The following is a 24,890-nucleotide window of genomic DNA, read 5'->3' on the forward strand; positions in this document are numbered from 1 at the left end:
AAGTCCTACTGATTTTTTTTATATTTGTACATATATTGAGGTAATTTTTCACTTATTAAATGTGGTAATACAATATAGTTATTTTTAGCAATGTCATCAGCAATTAGGCTATGGATATAAACACCAGCCAGAGTAGCGTCTAATTTATTTTGAAATTGAGCTGTAAATCCAGCAATTATCCCCGCTAAGGTATCTCCCATACCGCCAATAGCTTGGCCGGGATTTCCTAGCATAAGTTTAAATGCCTGATCTTGATAGTAAATTTCACTATGATGGGATTTAACAATGACAATCGCATTAAGTTGACTGACATATTTTTGATTGTTTTCAGTTGTTTGCTGGTCAATTGGTATTTTAGAAAACCTCTGCCATTCCATTTGATGGGGAGTTAGAATGTTGGTACTCTTTTCTGGCAAAGATAATTGGTATTTAGCCATGAGCGTAATTGCAGATCCGTCAATGATTAGAGTTTGTGATTCTGAAATAGTGGCTAGTACTACTTTTAAAATTTCTAAACTCATTTGATCAGTTCCTAATCCAGGACCAATTAAAACTACGTTAGACTTTTTTATGGATTCAATTACTTGTAGTTGATCAGAAATATCGATAAACATTGCTTCTAGACAATGGTTATGTAAACTAGACAAATTATGATAGGTTGTTGCTGTAGTTACTAAACCTGCACCAGCATTAATAGTGGCTAGACTGGCCATAATAATGGCGCCTCCATAATTATCATTGCCTCCAATTAAGGTTACTTTACCGTAATTTCCCTTATAACTATCGGGATCTCTATTAACAATTGTTTGATATAAGATATCATCAGATAAAATTTTCACTAATAATCTCCTCCTAACGCCTATAAGTATATCACTATGTGGATTTTTTAAGTGAATGTTCTATGCTACCTGTGATAAAATACAGATAAATTAAACTTAAAGGAAGTAGGTACATCTATGACAAATAAATGGCAAGATAAAGCAAATGCTTATCGCGAAGATTACTTAGCCGATTTATCAGAATTAATTGCAATTGAAAGTGTTCGTGATGTTGAACATAAAACTGACGAATATCCTTTAGGCGAAGGCCCAACTAAAGCTATGGAAAAATTCTTATCATTCGGTAAAAGAGATGGCTTTACAGTTAAAAATATTGATAACATCGTTGGATACATTGAATATGGTGAAGGAGATCAAACTTTAGCTATTCAGTCCCATGCTGATGTTATGCCAGCAGGTAATGGCTGGAACACTAATCCTTTTGAATTAACCATTAAAGATGGAATTGCTTATGGACGTGGAACCTCTGATGATAAGGGTCCCGGTCTAGCAGCATATTATGGTTTAAAAATGCTTAAAGATAGTGGAGTTAAGCCTAATTTAAAAATTAGATTAATTGTAGGTACTGATGAAGAAAGTAATTGGACTGGTATGAAACATTACTTTGAAGTAGAACCTGAACCTACTTTTGGATTTTCACCAGATGCTGAATTCCCAGTTATAAATGGTGAAAAGGGGAATGCTTCATTTGAAACTACCTTTGGTAATTCAAATGGTAACAATTTTGCTCTGGAATCATTTGATTCTGGTTTGAGAGAAAATATGGTACCTGGGGAAGCTACAGCGGTTGTAATTAGTGATAATATTCAAGAAATTGCTAATAACTTCTCTGAATTCTTAAACCAAAGTCCAGTTAATGGTGAAGTAGAAACTGATGGCAAAACTGCTAAGTTACACGTGATTGGTAAGCAAGCTCATGGAATGGAACCTAAAAACGGAATTAATGCGGGTACTTATTTAGCAAGCTATTTAAATCAATTTAATTTTGGTGATGCCGCAGCTGATTTCTTAAGATTTATTACTAAATATTTACATGATGATTCTCGTGCTAATGCTTTAGGAAGTAACTATGTTGATGACGTAATGGGCGATTTAACTATGAATGTTGGTTTAATGAAATTTGATCAACAAAATGGAGGCTTTATTAATACTAATTATCGTTATCCTAAAGGCACGACACCAGATAATATTTTAGATAAACTCCAAAAAGCAGCTCAAGCCCTTAACGGAAAAACTGTCCAAATTTCAAATATGGAACCTCACTATGTGGATCCAACTGATCCAATTGTAGAAACTTTAGTTAATGTATACAAAGAACAAACTGGCATTATGGATGCTAAGCCAGAAGTTGTTGGTGGTGGAACTTATGCTAGATTAATGAAGCGTGGGGTTGCCTTTGGAGCCTTATTCCCATGGACTGAAGATAGTATGCACCAAGCTAATGAATTTCAACCAGTTGATGATTTATTAAAAGCTATGGCAATCTATGGCCAAGGTATCTTCGAATTAGCAACTAAATAAATTTTAGAGGTGAGCGTTATGATCCAAATGACTAAGTATACAAATATTTTGGTTGGGATTGACGGTTCTGAAATTTCTGAACTAGCCCTTAATAAGGCAATTAAGGTCGCTAAAGAAAATAAATCTAAACTATTAATTGCTTCGGTAATTAATGAACGAGATATTTTAGGATCAATTAAACCGGCTTCAGTAGGTTTTGGAAGTGTTACTGTAAACAATATTGAAGAAATTAAAGAACGAACTGAAAATATGTTAAACAAGTATCTAAATCGAGCCAAAGAAGCGGGAGTTGAAGCAAATACTTTAGTTAGTTATGGTAATCCAAAAGTTGAATTAGCTACTAAGATAGTTGAAGAAAATCAGATTGATGCCATTTTTATTGGTGCAACTGGTGTAAATAATGTTATTTCAAGACTGTCATTAGGTTCAACTGCAGAGTTCATAATTGCTCATGCCTTGGTAGATGTTTTAGTTGTTCATAAATAAGAAAAAGCCTAGAGAATATTTATTCTCTAGGCTTTTTTATTAACGAATTTTTAAAAGGGCATCATCAATTTGTTGTAACACAATATCAACATTTTTCTGATCGGAAAGATCGTATTTTTGAAGATCAATTTTAATTTTAGGACTTACATCATAATCTTCATACCATTGTTTATAAGCAGACCACATTTTATAGTAATAGTTTTTAAGACCGGGATTATCATCAAATTGTTCATAATCACGACCGCGTTTTTTGATACGATATTGAATTGTATCAAAATCACTATCTGCATATACTAACAAATCAGGACCTTTTTTAGGTAGCTCCTCTAATTCATTCATCATGTTATCAAGTAATTTTAAATAAACTGCTAACTCAGTATCAGTAATATTACCTTCAGAGTTATTTTCTCTAGTAAATAATGCATCTTCATAAATTGAACGATCCAATACATTATTATCATCTGAAAGTGCTTGTTTGATCATTGCAAATCGTTTATTTAAAAAATAGATTTGAAGTAAAAATCCATATTGTTTAGGATTTGAATAATATAATGGTAAAACCGGATTATCTCCGACTGGTTCGAAATATGCGGTGGTTCCTAGATGCTCGGCAATTTTTCCAGTAAGTGTAGTCTTTCCAACGCCAATCATTCCTGCAGTAATTATCACCATGATGACCCCTTCTTTTCTAAAATTTAACAATATATAGTGTAACATAATTTGCAGACATACTACATGTATTATTTAAGTTAATTGTTGAGCCAAATTTTGGTAGGCTAAGTTGCTTATATAGTACAATAAACTTAGTTATAAAATAACGGTGGGGTGATTTAAAATGTACAGAGCACTTGTATTTTTTGACTTAGATGGAACACTACTTGATAATGATAAAAATGTTCCTCAAGCAAACATTGATGCAATTCAACAATTGAAAGAAAATAATATTCTTCCAATCATTTCAACTGGACGTAACATCTTTGAAATTAATTACGTATTAAAAGCAACTGGTATTAATACCGTGGTTAGTGCTAATGGTAGTTATATCCAATATGAGGGTAAAAAACTTAAGGCTGAATCAATTAGTAAATCGATTATCGAAGACTTAATTGATTTTGCCGAAAAACAAGGGGATGGGGATGCAATTGGTTTCTACAACAATGAAACATTTGCCATTACCAAGGCTAACAAATTAACTCGTGAAAATTACAAATTGTTAAGATTAAAAGCTAATGTTGATCCTTCATTTTATATGACAAATGAAGTTAACTTTATTAATATTTTTAATACCGATAAAGATAAATTGTATCAAGATGCTTTTAAAGGAAAATTATCAGTAGTTCGTAATAATCCTAAAGCATTAGATACTATGAAGTGGGGAATTTCCAAACAAAGTGGGATTAAAGCTCTAGTTAATGCTACTGGAATGCAAAATATTCCAACCTATGCTTTTGGGGACCAATTAAATGATTTAGAGATGTTTGATGAAGTTGATTATCCTGTTAGCATGGGGAATGGTAATAAAATCAATAAAGAAAAAGCTGATTTTGTTACTACCTCAAACATGGATGATGGAATTCCTAATGGATTAAGACATTACGGATTAATCAAATAAAAAAAGCCATTCAATTAATTGAATGGCTTTTTTTATTTTGTCTAGTTCATTGCTTTTTTAATATTATCTAAGGTTAAATCTTTAGTAGTAGCAAATAAAATATCAGCATCTTTAAGGGTATCGCGTGATCCAATCCCAACTGAAGTTTCACCGGCACCATTGATTGATTCAATTCCTGACTCAGCATCCTCGATACCGATACATTGTTCTGGTTTGAGGTCAAGAATTTGTGCTCCTTTTTGATAAATCTCTGGATCGGGTTTTCCATTAGTTAGGGAAGCAGGATCAACAACGTTGCTAAAATATTTAGTAAGTCCCAATTTTGATAGTACTGTGGGTGAATTTTTAGAAGCTGAGGCTAGTGAAATTGAGTAACCATTACTTACTAGTGAATCTAAAAATTCTTTGATACCAGGTAAAATATTATCTGGGGTCATTTTATTAACTAATGATAAATAACGATCATTTTTTTCGTTAGCAAGAGAAACCTTTTCTTCTTCAGTGTAATTGTTGCTAACACCACCGGCATCCAAGATCATGTTTAATGAGTCCATACGGCTAATGCCTTTAAGACCATCTTCTAAGTCTTGAGTCCAAGGAGTTCCTACTTTGTCAGCAAGTTGGTGCCAGGCTTCGGTGTGGTAAACGGAAGTATCAGTAATAACTCCATCTAGATCAAAAATAAACCCTTTAATATCTGAAAATTTTACCATAATTAGTCACTCCTTTAGTATTTAACAGTTAATGTTTTTCCACTAGTAGTTGAGTATTCTTTACCTAAAATTTCTACTTTAGAGTTGTTATCAGTTGTTACATTAATTTGATCTTGTGTAATTTCGTATTGGTACCAAGTTCCTTTAAAGTTTTGCTTAAAGGCTAGTCGGGTCCAATGTTTTGGTAGATGTGGGTTAATACGAACAATATCTTGATTCATATTTACCCCACCATAATTTCTAGTTTCAATTTGGAGAGATGCTCCCATTACACCTAAGTGAATTCCTTCGGCAGTAGTACCACCTTGGATATCATAATAATCTGATAGTAGGGCAGTTGAGAATAGTTGCCAAGATTGATCCATATTGTTATTCATTTCGTCTAATACGGAATATACAATTCTAGAAAGGGTAGATCCGTGAGTCGTACGATCTAGATAGTAATGCAAGTTTTTAGCAAAGTATCCAGTAGGTAATTGATATCCTAAACTCTTATAAATTGTTTCTACTTCTGGAATTGTAAGTTCATAATATGCCATTAGAGTATCGGCTTGTTTGGCAACTTGGTAGGCATCTGGTGATTTGCCTTCACCCTTTAAAATTCGATCAATTCTTGAAATATCGCCATATTTTTTACGATAGGCATCAAAGTTAAGCTTAGATAATTTAAAGTAACCTTGGAATTGGCCAATGATACCATCTTCATTAATATCAAGCGTTAATTTCTTGCTAATATCATCCATTTTTTCAAGAGTATCTTTTGTAAAATCGGCTTTTTGAGCAGCTTGTTGTAAGACTGATTTATCGACTTTTTTAATAAGCTCGGCTACTTTAACAAATAACCAAGAGACCATCATATTAGTATAAGCATTATTTACTAACCCACGTTCATCGGAGTTGGGATAGTGTTCATGAAATTCGTCAGGTCCCATGACGTGTTTAATGTCGTATCTTCCAGTATCTTCATTAAATTCAGCTAAGCTTTCCCAGAATTTACTAATCGAAAGCAATATTTCCAATCCATATTGATTCATGAAATCTTGGTCATTCGTAAGGTGGAAATATGATAAAACGTTAAAGGCAACTGAAATTGAAACGTGTCTTTGCAAACGACTGTTATCTGGATCCCAGGAATTATTAACAGGGTTTAAGTGAACAAATTGAGATTGTTCATCACCGTACATTCCTGATTGCCAAGGAAACATAGATCCCTGGCGACCATCAGATTGGGCATACTTTCTAGCAGCATCTAAACGATTATAACGGTACAAGATTGCTTGCTTAGTAATCTTTGGATAGTGGAGCGTATAGTAAGGTAGGGCAAACATATTATCCCAAAAAATATGTCCACGATAGGCCTCGCCATGTAATCCACGAGCACCAACCGAAGCATCTAAATTATCTTCACGTAAGGCAGCTCCGGTAACGAATAGATGATAGATGTTAACTCGAGTTAATTTTTGACTAGTAATATCATTTCCAATTTGAATATCTGAAGTATCCCAAATATTTTTCCAGAAGTTCACACTATCTTTTTTGGTATCATCGAATGAAGACTTAGTTAATTCAACTTGAGAATCGTGTTCTAGATCTCCACGATCTTCACGACTAGTAAAAATTACTACGTTTTTATCAAATTGATAAACTTGACCTTCCTTTACCTCAATATTTAGAACTTGTTTAACTTTTTGATCTTCAGTAGATGAAATGATTTTATCGTCAAGATCTAAATTAGAGCTAGTCAAATTGGTATTAATAGCAAACTTAACGTGTGATGTTTTAGTTTGCCCACTTAATGACATTTGGTTATTTTCAGCAGACATATTAGTGATATCTAAATGGTGTTGATCGAAGTCTTGATAACGTTCAACATTTCCATTAATTACGCTTCCATCAATTTCCGAGTAAATTTGAAGATTACCAGAAAAGTTAATGGGTTTAACCTCGTATCTAATTGAGTATCGATGCCAATTAGTCATGTTTGCCACTTTAGTAGCTTTAACTTCAAGAATATGGCCGGTAGAGAGTTGGATGTTCATTGCGGTAGTTAGGACCCCATTTTTAAGATCTAAACTACGGTAAGTATCTTGAACATCTTCTTTAGCTACAGAAAATGGAGTTTGGTGGTCAACGCCAAATGTAATAAATTGACTATTAGGTAAGTTAACTAAATCTTCATTAACTACATCGCGACCATTAATATTGGTAGTAAGTTGATTAAATACTCCGGCGATGTACATACCAGGATAATTATCTTGATCAGCGTGTGATTCAACATATGCACCACGTAAACCAAAGAAACCATTACCAATAGTTAACATGGCTTCTTGACCATAATTACGCTTACCGGCATATTGACCATAATAATCTAAATGCCATTTTAGATATTCAGTTTTTTCATCAACAGCTTGTTGCAATCCAATTTCGTTAATGCGATTTTCGTTAACTACGGGAATGTTAAGCATATTGGTGATTGCAAGACCGACATCAATTTTTTGATGATTAATACCAATAATGGCATCGGAAAAAGTGTAATTCAATGAATTATCAATAATAGCAGCATCTACTGATAAACCAGTAATTGCTGATTTAATATTTTCCAAGTTATCACCAATAGATAAATTAGAATTATAAGTTATTACATAGGTTCTAAAAGGTGGTTTATTGGAATTTTTTGAGTAATTTACTTCCAATTTTCCATCATGGGACTTAATCGCAATTGTCTTCATAACGAAACCTCTTTCCTAAGCATATATTTGAAAAAGATGATATATTACTTCTTTAGTAACCATAGTAAATCAAGTAATTTTGGTTAGCAATTAATTAGACTTTCCTAATTAGTAAAATAAAAAGGATACTATCAATTAAGATAGTATCCTTTTTATTTGGATTGATTAGATTTCATCATGTCTCTAATTTCAGTTAATAATACTTCGGTTTGATCTAAAGTTTCAGCGACTTCTTCATCTTTAGATTTACGGATGAATTTGTTGATAGTTTTAACTAATAAGAATACAACAAATGCAATTATTAAAAAGTTAATTACTGAATTTAAGAAAGCTCCATATTTAAAGGTAGCCTTTCCAATTGAAAGGGAGAGATTAGAAAGATCGATTTTTCCAATAAATATTCCAATAAGTGGATTGATTAAGTTAGTGGTTAATGATGTAACAATAGAAGTAAAGGCGCCTCCAATAATTACACCAACTGCTAGATCAATTACGTTTCCCTTAGATATGAATTCTTTAAACTCTTTGAACATATAGACTTTATCCTTTCAGATTAATTTGTTACACTTTACTTCTATTAAACTATTATTTATCCAAATAAACAATAAGTAATAGGGTTTTCTTACAAGTAAATGCAATTAATATGCTATGATAAGATCAATCAGAAATGGAGAAGTTATGAAGAAAAAGATTATTTTTACAGTATCCCTAATTACAATTATTATTTTTAGTGTTGCTTTTTACCTTACATTAAATTTAAACCCTAGTTATCAATTATTTTTTGCAATTTGGTTTTTGGCTGTAATTATTTTTAGAATAGTAGTAACTCCAATTATAGTAATCGGAATTTTTAATCTTGATAGTAAAAAGGATCAAGAACAAGAAGATGAATAAATTAAGAAGGTAAAATAATGAAATTTAATCAGGTAGTTAAACTAGCTTCAATTGGTTTGGGGGCATTTTTGTTTAGTGGCTTAGGTCAAATGGATTATGCTTATGCCAAAACTAAGGTAAATAATGTGTCCAATAACAAGAATCAATCAATTGATATAGTTTTAAAATCAAAAAATCCATCGGCAATGGGCAGTATGGCTTATCAGACGGTTAATTCTGGTAGCAAGTCATATCATAAGTTTTTAACCCCCAAACAATTCGCTAGCAAATATGGACAAAGTAATAGCAAGGTCAAAGCCATTCAACGTTATTTAACCAAATACCATTTAAAAACTAAAGTTTATAGTGGCAATTTAATTATGCGGGTGAATGGTTCGACTAAGAATATAAATAAAGCTTTTAACACTAAGTTAGTAAATGTAAAAACTAGTACTTTAACTTATCAAAAACCTAGTAAAACACCTAAATTACCTGGCAAACTAAATTCTAGTATTTATTCGTTGGTAGGGATGTCTACATATGTGTCATTTAACAATTACGCTCAAAAAAATGATGCCAAAATGAATCCCTCATCCTTTATCAAACGTTCTACTAATAGTTTGAGCACTACTAACTCGCCCCAAAAATTTGCTAAATTGTATGATTTAGATTCATTGTATGCTAAAAACTATACAGGAAAAGGTAAAACCATTGGAATTATTACTTTTGCTAATTATCATCCAAGTGATGCTTATACATATTGGAAAAGTGAAAATATTCCAGCTAAAAGTAAGCGAATTAGTGTATATCGAACCGATGGTTATAAGGGAAGTTGGGATGGATCAGACGAGTCTACAATGGATGTAGAACAAGCTGGGGCAGTAGCACCTAAAGCTAACATTCGAACTTACATCGGACAGTCATCAATCATAGGAATGGTTAATTCCATCGCTAGTGCTAATTCTGAGAATAAAGTTGATACTTTATCGATTAGCTGGGGTCAAAGTGAATCTCGTGTGGCTAAAGATATTAAATTAGGAGTGACTCCTAAAAAATACAATCAAATTTTAAATATATTGTTCCAACAGGCCGCTATACAAGGAATAAGCACTTTTGCTGCTAGTGGTGATAATGGGGCCTACGATGGAATTTTAGATGGATCTTCTAGTGGATTAGCTGTTGATACCCCAGCTAACTCAGCTTATGTTACCTCAGTGGGAGGAACTACTTTACCTAAAACCTATCGAGTAAATAAAAAGAATTATTCAGTTACAAAAGAACGGGCTTGGGGTAATGAATTTTTGTATTCTAATTATAATCACCAACATTTTTATTCCCAATATCAATTCTTAAGTAGCTATTTTGCAGGCGGCGGTGGTGGATTTAGTAAATATAATTCAACACCTAAATATCAACGCGGATTTAGTGGAGTGGGAACTTATGATGCCACAAAACTATGGAACATTTCTAAAGGTAAATTAACACTTCTAAGCAAACCACAGCAAAAAAGTGGTAAAGCAAATGGACGAAATGTTCCTGATTTATCAGCCAATGCAGATCCTAATACTGGATATAGTGCTTATATTAGCTCTGGTTCTAAAGGAAATTGGTATATCGTGGGAGGAACTAGTGTTACTGCGCCACAGATGGCTGCTGCTAGTACGGTCCTTTCACAAAGTAACCAAACTCGTTTAGGATTTTGGAACCCACAAATTTACAAATTTGCTAAGCGTTCAAATTCACCATTCCATGCATTGAACGATCGAAATAATAATACTAATCTTTACTTTACCGGACAACCAGGAAAGTTATATAATCAGGCAACAGGATTAGGGACGGTTAATTTTAGCTTATTAGATAAGGCTTTTAACTAATTGAATATTAGTGTAACGGAGGGGAAAAATTGAAACTAGAAAAAATTAATTTTCGAAACCGACAGTTTAACATCCGTGTATTAATTATGCTAGCTCTTATTTTGATGGTGTTTTTAGTCCAACTACCAGTTGAATTATTAACTGTTAAAAAGTTCAACGGCTTGGTATCATTTTTATTAGCAGTTATTTATTTATTAGGATTTAGTTTAGCGATTTGGATTGCGTATAAAGTTTTCCAAAAGGTTAACCCGTATCCCTATAAAAAAATAAATAGGCATGATATTCTTTTAATGTTTGAATGGGTTTTAATATTTTTTGGCGCAGAAATGGTTTTTGGACTTTTAAATAATTTATTATATAGACAGCAACAAACTGCCAATAATCAAATTATTCAGCAAGTGGTTGGTAGCAGCCATCTTACTTTAGTCTTAATGGTAATTACAAGTATATTTGCCTCGCCAATTTTAGAGGAATTAATATTTAGAGGCTACTTTATGAATGCCTTTTTTGCACCTAATGATTTTTGGGAACCGATTATTGCTAGTGGAGTATTATTCTCATTGCTTCATATGCATGATTTAAATTTAATTAATTTTATAACTTACGGTACGTTAGGCGCTATTTTGGCGTATGCTTATAAAAAATCAAAAAATATTAAAGTATCAATCGGAATGCATTTCTTAAATAACGCTTTTGCAATGTTAATGATGATAATTCAGATATTAAACAATTAAATAAAGTTAAAATTAAATAGTAATTTGTAAATAATGATTTTATCAATGATAAAATAGCCCTAATCGAAAAGAGAGGGGCTTTTTTCATGAAATTAAATAAAATAATCTTAACGCTTGCCATGAGTTTGTTAGTCGTTTCTGGAAGCAAGGCCGTTTTAGCTGACCAAACTACTACAAGTTCCGATAATGTTTCAAGCAGTGAAACACAATCAGTTCAAACAAAAGCTTTATCTCAAGCCTATGTAGTTTATGGATCTGGATTAGCCAGTGAAGATAAGGATAAAATTAATGATGCCTTAGGGGTTAAATCAAATTATAAAGAATTAACCGCTACAGGTAGTGATTATGCTAAATATATTAATAATAGTGGAACTACCGATGCTAGCATGATTAGTTGTGTATCTCTAGCACCAGCTGATCCGGGAACGGGAGTTAAAGTTAATATTGAAAATTATGACGGTAGCAACAATATAACTGAAGTAACTTCGCAACAATATGCAATGGTTGCTACCATGGCGGGAGTAAAGGATGTTATTATTACGGTTACTGCTGATAAATCAGTTTCCGGAGAATCGGCATTAACTGGAGTTTATAAAGCCCTAGCAAATGACGGTTTAACTTTAGATCAACAAAACACTCAGGCCGCTAACTCGGTTTTAGATGCTACTCAAACGGCAATTAATGAAAATAAGGATAACGATAAATATCCTGGAAAATTAATGTCAGCAGTAGGAAATGTTTCTGCCGACCTAGCCAAACAAAAACAGTCTGATGATCAATTAGCAACTAAAGATGACATCAAAAAAATGTTAGACGATGCTTTAGAAAAGCAAGGAATTAAGGATGAAACTTCAAATACTACTATTAACAACATTGTAGTAGCCTTAAGTGGGGTTCAAGCCGCTCCGGTATCAAATACTAAATCATATGTAAGTAATGCTAAAAACGTTGCTGATAGTTTGCAAAACTCAGTTGGTGATAAAATGGCCGATTTAAAAGATTTTGCTAATAGTGATGATGCTAAAAAAGCTAAGGGTGCGCTTCAAAATATCTGGGATGCAATTGTTAGTTTCTTTAAAAATCTATTTTAATAAAAAATACCTACTTAGATAATTAAGTAGGTATTTTTTATTAAGCATTTTTACTCTCAATATTAATAAGTTACAGTACACTTAATATAAAAGTTAGGGGGATCAAAATGCATAAAAGGTTTAGCTTTTATTTATGTGTAATTAACATTATTTCAATGCTGATTTATTTAGGATATTTTGGTTATTGGTATTTTATAAAAAAATATTCATTTTTTCATAATGAAAAATTGCTTTTATTAGAGATGCTATTAGGAATTATAATTACATTAATTCCCTATATAATTGAAAGAATTGGAAAATTTTATTTTCCTGAGGTTGAATTGATTTTATTTTATATATTTATATATATGGCTAGTTTATTGGGATCCGGATTAAGATTTTATTATCGCGTAATTTATTGGGATAAATATGAACATTTTATTTCAATGATGCTATTCTCAGCATTAGGCTTTAGCATTTTTAGTGCATTAAGTAAGGTAAAAAATGCTTCCAAACATGCCCCTTTATTAATCAGTATGTTTTCCTTTACATTTGGAGTAACAATTGGGGCTTTTTGGGAAATATATGAATTTACTATGGATGGATTGTTTAATTTAAATTTGCAGAGATACTTTTTATATGGAAAATTTTTGATCGGACGCCCAGTTTTGTATGACACGATGACTGATATTATTATGGACATCTTGGGCTCATTGTTAATGGCCATAATCGGTTATACAATGTTGAAATTAAAACCTAATTTAATTAAACAATTAACGTTCACAGCTAAGTAAATTTAGTATAACTATTTATTTTGTAAATTATTACAAATGTTACATGGTGTCTTTGATTTATATTATTTCTGAAATTTGTTGATAATATTCATTAGCTATAATGATTATTGTTGAATAGGTAAAAATAAATTAGAGGGATGTAACTAATGCATAAATTTGCAAAAATTATTTTATCAATTGCTGCAACTTTTACAATGTCAACTACCATGGTTAAAATGGCATCGGCATCTAATAGTGCAGAAATAATTAAAACTGCTTCAATGAAAAATGTTGAATATAAAAATAAAACTTCAAAAGGTGCTACTTATAAATTTAATATGGTTAGTAGCAAAAAGTTTAAATTTAGTAAAAAAACTCATTCTTTAAAGAGTTATCCACATACTACTTGGGTAGCCACTAAGAAAGCTTATATTAAGAATAATGGTACTACATACCTTTATTACTATGTTCATAATAAAAGCAAGACAGCTTATGGATGGGTATGGCATGGATATTTAAGTAAAAAGAGTATTGTTCCTAGTCTATCATCAGCTGAGGCCTCAGCTCGAGCATGGATTGCTAAACGCGAATCTGGTGGTTCATATTCAGCCAGAAATGGAGTTTGTTATGGTAAGTATCAATTAAACCTAGCTTACTTACACGGTAATCTTAGTGCTGCTAATCAAGAAAAAGTAGCCCAAAACTATGTTACTTCAAGATATGGATCTTGGGTAAACGCAAAACGTTTTTGGCAATCACACCACTGGTATTAAAAAGATAATAAAAAACGGATCTTTGCCAACTGTTGTTGGTGGAGCTGACTTCAAAGTTCTGGTCACTTAGTGATCAGAACTTTTTTGTATGTATTCTAAAGATATATAAAGCACGAATTCTAAATCTGAAGAAGTTTTAAAATCCAAAATCGTGCACCATTTGAATAGGAATGAGTGAAGGTATGTTGAATTTAATCATGATGTTTTTCTAAAATGACTAGTACTTTTCTCATTTTATCTGAACAATTGATATGGTGATTGGAGCATATTCTCCTTTAGTAACTGGTGATTTGTTGGCCAATCCTAAGATGGAAGCGATGGATAAGAAATACCAGGTTAGCGTTACTCAACTAACATTACGCTTCTGTATTTAAAATGATGTTTTACCATTGTCAAAAGCTACTCATAAAGACCACATCGAAGGATAATACGCAACTTGATTTTACAATTAGTGATGTTGATATGAAAAAGTTAAATGAATTTCCTGAACTGCTCTAAGTCATTTTCATAATTCAACTCAGGGTTAATAAAAAACACCAAGCAAATACGCTTGGTGTTTTTTATTATTCGGTGATGAGACCAAAATGAACTAAACTGTCAACTGATGCCAGAATTATTTCTTCATTTGTATTTAAAGGATGCCAATCTAGGTACTCTTTTGCTTTGTGATTACTAACGTTACGATTCATTTTTAGTAATAAACGACCTTCTTTAGCATCAGAGTTTACATATGATGCAAGTTTCAATAACCAATTAGGAAAGATTAAACGACTTATTTTTTTTGCAAACTGAGGACGCTTCGAGCGAATCAGTTTTGCAATTTCAGGCATCGAAATTTTTCCGTTAGCAGAAGCGATAAAACGTTGACCATTTGCTTGATCGGAAAACATGGCCAGAATTTCAATGTCTGCCACATCTCTTACATCGACAATATTTAGCTCAATGTTTGGGATCAATCGCATTTTTCCGTTTAGGATATTAGTAATCACATCAAAACTACCAGAAGCATGGCCCGACATTAGTGGTCCAAAGATCGCGACTGGATTAACGGTGACAAATTCTACTTGGTTATCTGGACGATTGATTAATTTCCAGGCTGTCTTTTCTGCGATCAACTTTGATTTTTCGTATATCGATAGACCAACTTGATCTTCTTTTGTCCAATCTCTTTCAGTTGTGGCTTTCAAGTCATCGCTAAGTCGTGAAAATCCAACGGCACCAAAATTGGATGTCATCACGATGCGTTTGATTTGATTGCGTTGGGCTGCATGAATGATACGAGTAATTCCTTCAACGGCAGATTTGATTGCATCTACTTCGCTTTTTGGACGTTCAAAAAATACTGGGGAAGCCACACTAAAGACATAGTCACGATCGGCCATCGCTTCATCCCAATTGTCATCGCTCATTAAGTCAGCTGCAATAAATGATAGGTTGGACAGATTCTCAACGTGACTTTGTTTTAAAGTCGTTTTAATTTGATCTTGTTTTGCTAGGTTACGAACAGTAGTTTTAACATCATAACCTTGCTGTAAAAGTTGAGCGATTAAATGATTAGCCAGAAATCCTGTGCCACCGGTCACAAGTACCTTTTTTGTCATGATTATTTTTTCTCCTTGAAATTTTTATTAAGTTGATTTAATTTAGACTTTATATCCTAAACCATAGTTTAGGTCAAGTAAAAGGAGAAAAAATGCAAAAAACATATTCAATCAAAATAATAGCGGAATATTTTGATCTTCCAATCTCAACGATTCGGTACTATGATAAACAAGGATTATTGCCATTTGTTGCTAAAGACGCAAATGGGCGCAGAATTTTTACTCGCGCAGATTTTGGCCTGATTAAAACAATTATTTGTTTAAAAAATACGGATATGCCATTGGGTGATATCAAAGAATATATTACTTTAGTGATGCAAGGGCCAAAGACTATTGAACAACGTCGAAAGTTATTACAGGTTCAAAAAAATCGAGTACTTGAAAAGCAAAGAATCTTAGATATTAATTTAAAAGAGATTGATCGTAAAATCGACCGTTATTCAAGAGATGACGCTGTAGAGATTATTGGCGCTGACTTCCGACGAGCTGGACAAGATAAAATCGAAAATCAGTTACCCAATCCGTTTATTGTATAAAGTTAAGAGGTAGAGGCACACGTAAAAAAAGACTCGTAAACATGGAAAATTCCAGTTTATGGACTCTTTGCTAATTGTTATTGGTGGAGCTGACTTTAAAGTTATGATCACTTAGTTATTAGGTCTTTTGTATGTATTCTAAAGAAATACAAAATATGAATTTTAATCTGAAGAAGTTTCGGAATCTAAAACCATTACGTTTTATTATTGGCGCCCTCAAAGGCACCATCCAAATAGGAATGAGTGAAGGTATGGTGAATTTCATCAAAGGTGGTTAGTACTTTTCCCATTTCTTCTGAATAATCTTTTGTTTCCCAGAAGGCGGCGTTATAGTTGTTCCAATCACGATGATTGATTGGTTGGTATTAATATCAACTTCCAATAACGTTTTAACATATGACATTCTCGATAGAAAGGCTTGAATTTTTTCATGGTCCGGGCTCTAATTTGGTTAAAATCGCGGTTTAGTGAGTTGATGATATTAAAGTAGCAAATCAAGTGATGAATTTTTGAGAAGATGAAAGATTGATTAATTCATGGGTTTTACTGTCCATAAATTCAAAGCTCATCGTATCGTTCTTCGTACGCTTGTGTTGATCATAATATTTGAATCTTCAATTCCGAGCAATAATTTGGTGGTATTATTCATAAGGACATTTCCTTATTTCCTAAAAATCATCGTCGTTGTTGGTTTTGTAAATGAACTGAAATGTCTGTTTTTTTGTATCCATGTTTATAATAGAAAAACCCGTTAGCATTCAGCTAACGGGTTTTTTATTATCTTTATCCTAAGGTGGCTTCAGATTTTGAAATTAATTTATCGTTTATAAATACTAGACTAACAGAGTCATTCTTTTTATTAACAACATAGGTTAAATTTTTACCTGATTCTTTACCAACGCCACTAATAGATTCAGCATTTGGCTTACCTAGATCCTTTAGGATGGTATAGTAACTAGCACCTTTTTTATATTTATTAATTTTTTTAATAGGGGTAACTTTATTATCTTTTCCAAAATCAGAAAGATAAGCTTTTCCGACTGCTTTATTGTTAATAAAAGTTACGGCTACCGCACGAACTTTGAATGATTTAGAAATATTTTTCCAACTGTATTGAGGGGCTTTAGCTGAAGTTCCTGGAAGATTAGTCTTATTTTCTGTTTGTGGATTACCAAATTGCTTAATAACTTCAGATTTACCGGTTCCGCCTTTACCATCTCTAACGGAGCCGATTTGAATTAAATTATAGTCATGATTAGTGATTTGTTTGGAATTTTTTACTTTTTCAGTTTTTGGTTCACTAGATTCACTATTATTGGATGATTTATGATCATTGTTCGACACTTTGGTAGTTCCACAAGCCACTAAAATTATAAGCAACGATAGAGTCATTATTAGGGAAGCTATTTTTTTCATTATCGATAATCTCCTTAATTATTCGCATAATTATTATGGAATGATTTTATTATATAATTTTACAACTTAGTAAAAAATATTAGTCAAAATTTGTTCAAAAAAGGACATAAGCATTTGCTTATGTCCTTTTTTATTGATGACGATAGTTAACTCTGCGACGCTTTTCACTATCTATCCATTGATGCAATTGTTCTTCAGAAACATTAAAGTTTTGTTTCATACTTTGAGCGAATTCATTCCAAAGACGAGTTTGTTCTTCGGGATTATTAGTTTTGCGTAGATTTCTAAAGTATTTGATTAAAATCGAACGGTATTTCATTTGATCTTCACGACTCATTTGTAAATAAAAACTTCTACCATTTTGATTCATTTCTGAAATGTTTTGGAATTCTTCATTTTCGCCAACATGGTTAAAGAATGATTTTATTGGAATAATAAAATATAGAACTAAGGCAATTTTAGGATAAAATATTCCCAATATAATAGCTATTAAGTAAACTAATATAATTATTCCATTGTTACGTCCATAGATATTAGTGAATATTTTTCGGACATCTTCATCGCTATTGTATTTGGTCTTAGTAAGTGTATCAACCATGTAATTAAATAACATAGTAATTACGACACTTAAGATTCCATAAATAGTTACACTGATTTTGTCAGTATCTTCAGTAATAAGTTTGGTAAAAGTGGGAATTAATGACAGAATAAATAATAGGATTAAGTCAAGAATTACAATTTTATTAGTAACGGAATCAAGGTTATTAAATAAAACTGTATGCTGATACCAGATATTGGCTACAAAGCAAAAACTGACAAAGTAAATGCCAATTGCGATTGACAACTGTAAGTAATCAACCGTTCCGTTAATGGTTTTGATAGGTAATTCTAATACCATAATGGTTAGAATAATCGCAATGATTCCATCACTTAGAGTCGCTAACCGTTCTTTTAATTTTTCTTTCAAATTATCACTCCTAATTAAAGTTAGAATTATATTTTATAACTAAAGTAAAAAAGAAGTTACCTTTAGCAACTTCTTTTAAAATTTATCTGAAATTATATATTCCTTTTCATTGATACTTTGTTGATTTTTTGATGGGTGAGTGATGATATCATCACCTAGAAAAATTTGATAGTCGTGATTATCATCATTAACTACAAAAATACTTTCATCTTGATTATTTAATTTATAAATTTTTGCAGATTGTACGGCTTCGTTATGATCGTGAAAATTACCAATAGAGTTTTGGGGATTGAAAAATACTGCTTCATCCATAAAAACCATTCCTTTCACTTATTAATAATTAAATTATAACTTACATTTACTTATTTTTAAAATTTAAGCCTTAAATAAAACGTAATTATTAAAATAAGGTTTAGGTTGGACATTAAATACCCTATATACTGGTACATGCACGATTTATCTGATAAACTTATGTAAGTTATGATTTATTAACATTAAATAAAAAACAATAAAATTATTAATAATAAAAAGGGAGTACTTAATATGTGTGGATTTGTTGGCTATGTTAATCAAAAAGATGTTCCAGCTGGAACTATTAACGATATGGCAGACCGTATCAAACACCGTGGTCCAGATGACCAAGCTTATTTCTCAGATGATAATGTTTCAATGGGATTTAGAAGATTATCTATCATTGATTTAGCACATGGTAGACAACCAATGTATAACGAAGACGAAACCAAAGTACTTACTTTTAACGGTGAAATCTATAATTATCAAGAAATTAGAAGCGAACTTATTGATTTAGGTTACAACTTTAAAACTAACGTTGATTCAGAAGTCCTAATTTATGGTTATGAACAATGGGGAGCTGACTTACTACAAAAACTTCGTGGAATGTATGCTTTTGTTATCTATGACAGCAAGAAAAACGAAGTATTTGGGGCCCGTGATCATTTCGGAATTAAGCCATTATATTATTATGATGATGGAGATACATTCTTATGGGCTTCAGAAATTAAAGCCTTTTTGGAACACCCTAACTTTAATAAACGAGTTAATTTAGACTTACTACCAATTCACTTAAGTTTTGAATTTATTCCATCTAAAGAAACTATGTTCAAAGATGTTTATAAATTACTTCCAGGACAATACTTTATTCATAAAGATGGTAAGACTGAAACTCACCATTACTTTAAGTTTAATTATGATCATATTGATGAAAATCAAACTATTGAAGAAGATGCTGATAAGATTGAAAAATTAGTTGATGATTCAGTAGATGCTCACATGATTGCTGACGTGGAAGTTGGTAGTTTCTTATCAAGTGGGATTGACTCAAGTTATGTATTGAATGAAGCATCTAAATTAAAACCAATTCAATCATTCTCATTAGGATTTAAAAATTCTAAATATAGTGAATTAAGTTGGTCAACTGAATTTGCTGAAGAAATTGGTCAAAAGAATACACAAATTTATATGAATGGTGACGATTATTTCGACATCTTACCAACTATGATGTATTACATGGATGAACCACTTTCAAATCCATCTGCGGTTCAACTTTACTATTTAACTAAGACCACTGCTGAAAATGTTAAGGTTGCATTATCTGGTGAAGGTGCTGATGAATTCTTTGGTGGCTACAATACTTACCTAGAAGCTATTCCATTTGAAAGATATCAAAAATTTGTTCCTAAACCAATTAGAAAAGGTTTAGCTAAAGTAGCAAGTAAAATGCCTAGATTCCATGGTCGCCGTTTCTTAGTACGTGGAGCTCAACCTCTAAGCGAACGTTATTATCGTGTTAACTATGTATTTAATTACGATGATCGTAGTCGTGTACTAAAAGATCCCAACTTAAATATGGATTCAGGTAAATATACTAAACACATTTTTGATGAAGTTGCCGGTAAGGATGAAATGACTCAAATGCAATATTTCGATATTAACACTTGGTTACCATTTGATATCTTACACAAGGCTGATCGTATGAGTATGGCTAACTCTTTAGAAGTCCGTACTCCTTTAGTTGATAAAGAAGTTGCTGCCTTTGCTGCTACAATGCCAGTTAAGACAAGAATTACTCCAGATGAAACTAAAATTTCTCTTCGTACTGCAGCTCAACGTCAATTACCACAAAAAACAGCTTTAAAAGAAAAGATGGGATTCCCATCACCAATTGCTAGCTGGATTAATGAACCTAAATACCACGAAAGAATTGTAGAAGCTTTCCATTCGGATACTGCTGAAAAATTCTTTAACACTAAAGAATTAGACAATATTCTAGAAGAACATGCTAATGGTAAGTCAAATATGCAAAAAATCTTCACCATTTATACCTTTATTTTGTGGTATCAAGTTTATTTCCCAGAAGACACTTCTGCAAAGACTGTAGAACTTGTTAAAAGAACACAAATCTAATTAACAACTAATTTTTATATGGGAAAGAGTGATTTATATGCCTCGAATCAATGTTGAATCAATTTTAGAACTGCTAAATGAACATGATTTATTAGTTGATAATGAATTTGAAAATAATTCTGACAGCTTTACCGGAATCACTTATAATTCTAAAAATGTTTCAAAAAATGACTTGTTTTTTTGTAAGGGTAATTTCAAAGAATCATATTTAATTGATGCAATTAAATTAGGTGCTTTGGGATATATATCAGAAGTTAAATATAAAAATGCTACTATCCCGGGAATTATTGTTAAAAATGTCCAAAAAACAATGTCGCTAATTAGTGCGGCTTTTTTTGGCTTTCCGGAAAATAATTTAAAGATTATTGCTTATACTGGGACTAAGGGAAAGACTACTTCGGCTTACTTTACCAAAAGTATTTTAGAAAATACTTCTAAAGATCATACCGCTCTATTTTCAACAATTAATACTGTAGTTGGTCCCAAACCTGAAGATGCTACAAAGTCAAGTTTGACAACTCCTGAATCTTTGGATTTATTTACTAATATGTACAAATCGGTGAATAATAAAATGTCTAAATTAGTGATGGAAGTTTCATCGCAAGCATATAAGAAGGATCGTGTTTATAATTTAAAATATGATATTGGGGTATTTTTAAACATTTCTCCAGATCATATTGGAAAAAATGAGCATCCCACATTTGCCGATTACTTGCATTGTAAAGAACAGTTATTAGTTAATTCTAAAGTTTGTGTAATTAATGCAGAAACAGACTATTTAAAGGATGTTTATGGAGCAGCAAAAGCAACTTCTCCATTAGATGATGTTTATCTATATGCTAGAAAGGGTTATCAAAATTCCGAGGATTTACCTGTGGATATCCAATTTGAATCATTGGTAGATAACTTAAATGAAAGTCAAATTAAAATTAGTGCAGTGACCGAAAAGGGAAAAGCACTAAATATTGATGGAATATATGATATTAATCTTCCTGGGGATTATAATGAAAGTAATGCAGTGGCTGCTGCAATTACTTCAGCTTTATCAGGTAGTACTACTGAAGACATAGAAGCCGGTCTTTCATCAACAATTGTTCCTGGTAGAATGGAAAGTTATACAGTTAAAAATCATGCTAATGTTTATGTAGACTATGCCCATAACTATGCAAGTATGCACTCTCTATTAGAATATTTAAGTAATCAAACTAAACATGATGGTAAAATAATTGTAGTTACTGGAAGTGCTGGCGATAAAGGTGAGGATCGTCGTGAAGGATTAGGTAAAGCAATTAGTGAATTTGGTGATCAAGCTGTATTAACTATGGATGATCCAGCCACTGAAGATCCTAAAGATATTGCTCAACAAATTGCTGATAATATTAGCGAAAATGTAAGGGTTTCATATATCGAAGACCGAAAGACCGCAATTATTAATACTATTAAAAATAGTAATCCCGAGGATATTGTGATTATTGCCGGTAAAGGGCATGATCCGTACCAAAAGATTAATTCGCAAGATGTACCTTATGAAAGTGACTCAGTCATTGTTCAACAGGTAGTGAAAGGACTTTAATTATGAATGAACAAAATGTTCAATTTACTCCAATTTTATTAGGAAGCGACTTTAATGTGTATGGAATGGCACGCTCATTATATGAAGTATATGGGAAAAAAGTAAAAGCTTTCGCTGAAATTGAACTAGCACCAACTCGATTTAGTAATATCATTGATCTAGAATTAATACCAGGATTTAGTGAAGATCCTCAATGGATTGAGGCTATGCGTGATATTAAAAAACGTTACCAAGACCACGATGAACCAGTTGTATTAATTGGATGTGGTGATGGATATGCGGAATTAATTTCTAGACATAAAGCAGAATTAGAAGATGTTTTTATTTGTCCTTATATTGATTACGATTTAATCAAACAGCTTAATGATAAGGAAAACTTCTATAAAATCTGTGATAAATATGGATTGCCTTATCCAAGTACTAAAATTATCACTAAAGAAATGTATGATTCTAATGATAAAATCGAGCAACCATTTGATTATCCAGTAGCATTAAAACCCGCTAATAGTGTGGAATGGCTAGATATATACTTTGAAGGTCGTAAAAAAGCCTTTACTATCCATGATGAAGCTGAATTTCAAGATATCGTAGGAAAAATTTACGATAATGGATATACTTCTGATTTGATATTACAAGATTTTATTCCTGGCGATGATAGCAACATGCGCGTCTTAAACGCTTATGTGGATAAGAATCATAAAGTTAAAATGATGTGTTTAGGTCATCCAATTTTAGAAGATCCTGCACCATCAGCAATTGGTAACTATGTAGCAATTATGCCTGAATATAATCAAGTAATTTATGATCAAATTCAAAAATTCCTTGAGGAAATTAATTTTACGGGATATGCCAACTTTGATATGAAATATGATTATCGAGATAATAAATTTAAGTTATTTGAAATTAATTTACGCCAAGGTAGAAGTAGCTTTTTTGTTACGCTAAATGGTTATAAATTAGCTGATTGGGTTATCCAAGACTATGTTTTTGATTCTTTAAAGGACCAAGATACCGTCTATGCTAATAAAAATGAAGATGACTATTATTTATGGTTAGGGGTTACTCCTAGTGTATTTAAAAAATATGCTAAAGATAATCCAATTAAGAAAGTTGCAAATAAATTAATTCAAAATGGCCGTTATGGTGATACTTTTAGATATTCACAAGATAAGAATATTAAAAGAACTGCTCTATACTATTGGATGATGCATAACTATGCTAAGAATTTTAAAAAGTACTTTACAGAAAAATAAGAGATGATTTTATGAATAATTTTTTTACTATTATTGGTGGAATGGGAACTGAAGCAACTGAAACTTTTATTCACATTTTAAATGCCAAGACTCCAGCTAATAAAGATCAAGACTATTTAGATTATATTTTGGTAAATCATGCAACCATTCCAGACCGGACTAATTATATTTTAGATCATAGTCAACCCAATCCTTTTATCCCGTTAGCTGAGGATATTAAGCGACAGAGTAAATTGAATCCAGATTTTTTTGTAATTCCTTGTAATACTGCACATTATTTTTATGATGATTTACAAGCAATTACTTCGATTCCAATTTTACACATGCCAAGACTAACGGTGGAAGATATTAAAAATAAGTATCCAAATGCTAAGAAGATTGGTTTAATTGCAACTAGGGGAACTTTGCATGATAAAATTTATGATAAAGAGATATTAGCTGCTGGCTATGATTTGGTTAAACCAACTGAAAAAATTGCCGATCAAACTATGGAATTAATTTACGATAACATTAAAATGAATAACCGAGTTGACGGTAATTTATACCATGAAATCTTAAGAGCAATGACTGAAGAACTTGATGCGGATGTTGTTATTTTAGGATGTACGGAGTTATCTGTAGCTCAAGAACGAGCTGGAGATCATGAATATAATGTTTTAGATGCTCAAACAGTTCTAGCCGAAAAAACAATTGAATTAGCAAAACAAAAAACACTCTAGCGTGGCTAGAGTGTTTTTTATAAATCAATTTTAGTTTGAATAATAAGATTTACAATGATTAAGATAATCGTTATAAATAACCTCCAAACGTTAAATCTAAGATATTGTCGTTTTAAGAAAGATGATTCGATAAGGTATATTAAAATTAGTGAACAAGCCCAACCAATGATAATTGCAATTAAATGGTGATTAAAAGTTCGAAAACTAATTACAGTTTGGCTAATAATGATTAAGCCAAAAGCTAGCCGACACATAATTATGGAACGTGTTATGTATTTAGAAACTGATTGAGTAAGACTAAAAATATAGGAAATACATAGCAGAGCCCAGCTAAAATAGTTAAAAATTATCCACATGCAGGTTCACCCGCTTTATTATTTTAGTTAATTATATAATAGCCACTG

At 31.9% G+C, this 24,890-nt stretch carries 24 protein-coding genes; 14 read left to right on the forward strand and 10 right to left on the reverse strand.

The window, feature by feature from the left end:
* Positions 1 to 5: 5 nt before the first annotated feature.
* A complete protein-coding gene (locus LHL71_RS02220; protein WP_227361396.1) occupies positions 6 to 839 on the reverse strand; it encodes an NAD(P)H-hydrate dehydratase in 834 nt (277 codons plus the stop codon).
* Positions 840 to 956: 117 nt separating this feature from the next.
* Between LHL71_RS02220 and pepV the strand changes: the two genes are divergently transcribed.
* Complete coding sequence (gene pepV / locus LHL71_RS02225; protein WP_227361397.1) at positions 957 to 2,360, forward strand: dipeptidase PepV; 1,404 nt, start codon at positions 957 to 959, stop codon at positions 2,358 to 2,360.
* A 27-nt stretch (positions 2,361 to 2,387) separates the two neighbouring features.
* Positions 2,388 to 2,846, forward strand: a complete 459-nt coding sequence (locus LHL71_RS02230) for a universal stress protein (RefSeq protein ID WP_227361398.1) — start codon at positions 2,388 to 2,390, stop codon at positions 2,844 to 2,846.
* 39 nt (positions 2,847 to 2,885) lie between these two features.
* On the opposite strand, the gene LHL71_RS02235 is transcribed toward LHL71_RS02230, so the two are convergent.
* Entirely contained in the window at positions 2,886 to 3,518 is a 633-nt protein-coding gene (locus LHL71_RS02235; RefSeq protein ID WP_227361399.1) for a deoxynucleoside kinase, read from the reverse strand.
* Between the two features lie 163 nt (positions 3,519 to 3,681).
* On the opposite strand from LHL71_RS02235, the gene LHL71_RS02240 reads away from it, so the two are divergent.
* On the forward strand, positions 3,682 to 4,458 hold the full coding sequence (locus LHL71_RS02240) for a Cof-type HAD-IIB family hydrolase (protein ID WP_227361400.1): 777 nt from the start codon (positions 3,682 to 3,684) through the stop codon (positions 4,456 to 4,458).
* Between the two features lie 41 nt (positions 4,459 to 4,499).
* On the opposite strand, the gene pgmB is transcribed toward LHL71_RS02240, so the two are convergent.
* From pgmB to mscL, 3 genes are all read right to left on the reverse strand, one after another.
* Entirely contained in the window at positions 4,500 to 5,171 is a 672-nt protein-coding gene (gene pgmB / locus LHL71_RS02245; RefSeq protein ID WP_227361401.1) for a beta-phosphoglucomutase, read from the reverse strand.
* 14 nt (positions 5,172 to 5,185) lie between these two features.
* Positions 5,186 to 7,900 carry a glycoside hydrolase family 65 protein gene (locus LHL71_RS02250; RefSeq protein ID WP_227361402.1) on the reverse strand — a complete coding sequence of 905 codons (2,715 nt, stop codon included), beginning with the start codon at positions 7,898 to 7,900 and terminating at the stop codon, positions 5,186 to 5,188.
* A 152-nt stretch (positions 7,901 to 8,052) separates the two neighbouring features.
* Complete coding sequence (mscL, locus tag LHL71_RS02255) at positions 8,053 to 8,433, reverse strand: large-conductance mechanosensitive channel protein MscL (protein ID WP_227361403.1); 381 nt, start codon at positions 8,431 to 8,433, stop codon at positions 8,053 to 8,055.
* A gap of 145 nt (positions 8,434 to 8,578) precedes the next feature.
* On the opposite strand from mscL, the gene LHL71_RS02260 reads away from it, so the two are divergent.
* From LHL71_RS02260 to LHL71_RS06465, 6 genes are all read left to right on the forward strand, one after another.
* Complete coding sequence (locus LHL71_RS02260; protein WP_227361404.1) at positions 8,579 to 8,794, forward strand: hypothetical protein; 216 nt, start codon at positions 8,579 to 8,581, stop codon at positions 8,792 to 8,794.
* Between the two features lie 17 nt (positions 8,795 to 8,811).
* Entirely contained in the window at positions 8,812 to 10,647 is a 1,836-nt protein-coding gene (locus LHL71_RS02265) for a S53 family peptidase (RefSeq protein ID WP_227361405.1), read from the forward strand.
* Between the two features lie 29 nt (positions 10,648 to 10,676).
* Complete coding sequence (locus LHL71_RS02270; RefSeq protein WP_227361406.1) at positions 10,677 to 11,381, forward strand: CPBP family intramembrane glutamic endopeptidase; 705 nt, start codon at positions 10,677 to 10,679, stop codon at positions 11,379 to 11,381.
* Between the two features lie 86 nt (positions 11,382 to 11,467).
* Positions 11,468 to 12,472, forward strand: coding sequence for a DUF1002 domain-containing protein (locus tag LHL71_RS02275; protein ID WP_227361407.1), 1,005 nt, complete (start codon positions 11,468 to 11,470; stop codon positions 12,470 to 12,472).
* 107 nt (positions 12,473 to 12,579) lie between these two features.
* Positions 12,580 to 13,245 (forward strand): DUF2238 domain-containing protein, encoded by a 666-nt coding sequence (locus LHL71_RS02280; protein WP_227361408.1) that lies wholly within the window; start codon positions 12,580 to 12,582, stop codon positions 13,243 to 13,245.
* Between the two features lie 146 nt (positions 13,246 to 13,391).
* Positions 13,392 to 13,997: an aggregation-promoting factor C-terminal-like domain-containing protein gene (locus LHL71_RS06465; RefSeq protein WP_227361409.1), complete on the forward strand. Its 606-nt coding sequence runs from the start codon at positions 13,392 to 13,394 to the stop codon at positions 13,995 to 13,997.
* A gap of 563 nt (positions 13,998 to 14,560) precedes the next feature.
* On the opposite strand, the gene LHL71_RS02290 is transcribed toward LHL71_RS06465, so the two are convergent.
* Complete coding sequence (locus LHL71_RS02290) at positions 14,561 to 15,580, reverse strand: NAD-dependent epimerase/dehydratase family protein (protein WP_347339035.1); 1,020 nt, start codon at positions 15,578 to 15,580, stop codon at positions 14,561 to 14,563.
* A gap of 110 nt (positions 15,581 to 15,690) precedes the next feature.
* Between LHL71_RS02290 and LHL71_RS02295 the strand changes: the two genes are divergently transcribed.
* Positions 15,691 to 16,134, forward strand: coding sequence for a MerR family transcriptional regulator (locus tag LHL71_RS02295; protein WP_227361411.1), 444 nt, complete (start codon positions 15,691 to 15,693; stop codon positions 16,132 to 16,134).
* 783 nt (positions 16,135 to 16,917) lie between these two features.
* Here the strand turns inward: LHL71_RS02295 and LHL71_RS02300 are convergent.
* The 3 genes from LHL71_RS02300 to LHL71_RS02310 form a co-directional block, all read right to left on the reverse strand.
* Positions 16,918 to 17,550 carry a DUF3862 domain-containing protein gene (locus LHL71_RS02300; protein ID WP_227361412.1) on the reverse strand — a complete coding sequence of 211 codons (633 nt, stop codon included), beginning with the start codon at positions 17,548 to 17,550 and terminating at the stop codon, positions 16,918 to 16,920.
* A gap of 130 nt (positions 17,551 to 17,680) precedes the next feature.
* Positions 17,681 to 18,517, reverse strand: coding sequence for a TMEM175 family protein (locus LHL71_RS02305; RefSeq protein ID WP_227361413.1), 837 nt, complete (start codon positions 18,515 to 18,517; stop codon positions 17,681 to 17,683).
* A 75-nt stretch (positions 18,518 to 18,592) separates the two neighbouring features.
* Positions 18,593 to 18,829: a hypothetical protein gene (locus LHL71_RS02310; RefSeq protein WP_227361414.1), complete on the reverse strand. Its 237-nt coding sequence runs from the start codon at positions 18,827 to 18,829 to the stop codon at positions 18,593 to 18,595.
* 231 nt (positions 18,830 to 19,060) lie between these two features.
* On the opposite strand from LHL71_RS02310, the gene asnB reads away from it, so the two are divergent.
* Genes asnB through LHL71_RS02330 form a run of 4 tightly spaced genes read left to right on the forward strand, consistent with a single transcriptional unit; the run spans position 19,061 to position 24,486 of the window.
* Positions 19,061 to 20,941: an asparagine synthase (glutamine-hydrolyzing) gene (gene asnB, locus LHL71_RS02315; RefSeq protein ID WP_227361415.1), complete on the forward strand. Its 1,881-nt coding sequence runs from the start codon at positions 19,061 to 19,063 to the stop codon at positions 20,939 to 20,941.
* Positions 20,942 to 20,978: 37 nt separating this feature from the next.
* Positions 20,979 to 22,514 (forward strand): UDP-N-acetylmuramoyl-L-alanyl-D-glutamate--2,6-diaminopimelate ligase, encoded by a 1,536-nt coding sequence (locus LHL71_RS02320; RefSeq protein ID WP_227361416.1) that lies wholly within the window; start codon positions 20,979 to 20,981, stop codon positions 22,512 to 22,514.
* Positions 22,515 to 22,516: 2 nt separating this feature from the next.
* Entirely contained in the window at positions 22,517 to 23,767 is a 1,251-nt protein-coding gene (locus LHL71_RS02325) for a carboxylate--amine ligase (protein ID WP_283812382.1), read from the forward strand.
* An 11-nt stretch (positions 23,768 to 23,778) separates the two neighbouring features.
* A complete protein-coding gene (locus LHL71_RS02330) occupies positions 23,779 to 24,486 on the forward strand; it encodes an aspartate/glutamate racemase family protein (RefSeq protein ID WP_227361417.1) in 708 nt (235 codons plus the stop codon).
* Between the two features lie 17 nt (positions 24,487 to 24,503).
* Here the strand turns inward: LHL71_RS02330 and LHL71_RS06470 are convergent, their stop codons facing one another.
* The gene (locus LHL71_RS06470) at positions 24,504 to 24,842 is read right to left on the reverse strand and encodes a DUF1516 family protein (RefSeq protein WP_227361418.1); all 339 of its coding nucleotides are present in this window, start codon (positions 24,840 to 24,842) and stop codon (positions 24,504 to 24,506) included.
* Positions 24,843 to 24,890: the final 48 nt, after the last annotated feature.

The organism is Lentilactobacillus laojiaonis, from assembly GCF_020616595.1.
Taxonomy (GTDB): Bacteria; Bacillota; Bacilli; order Lactobacillales; family Lactobacillaceae; genus Lentilactobacillus; species Lentilactobacillus laojiaonis.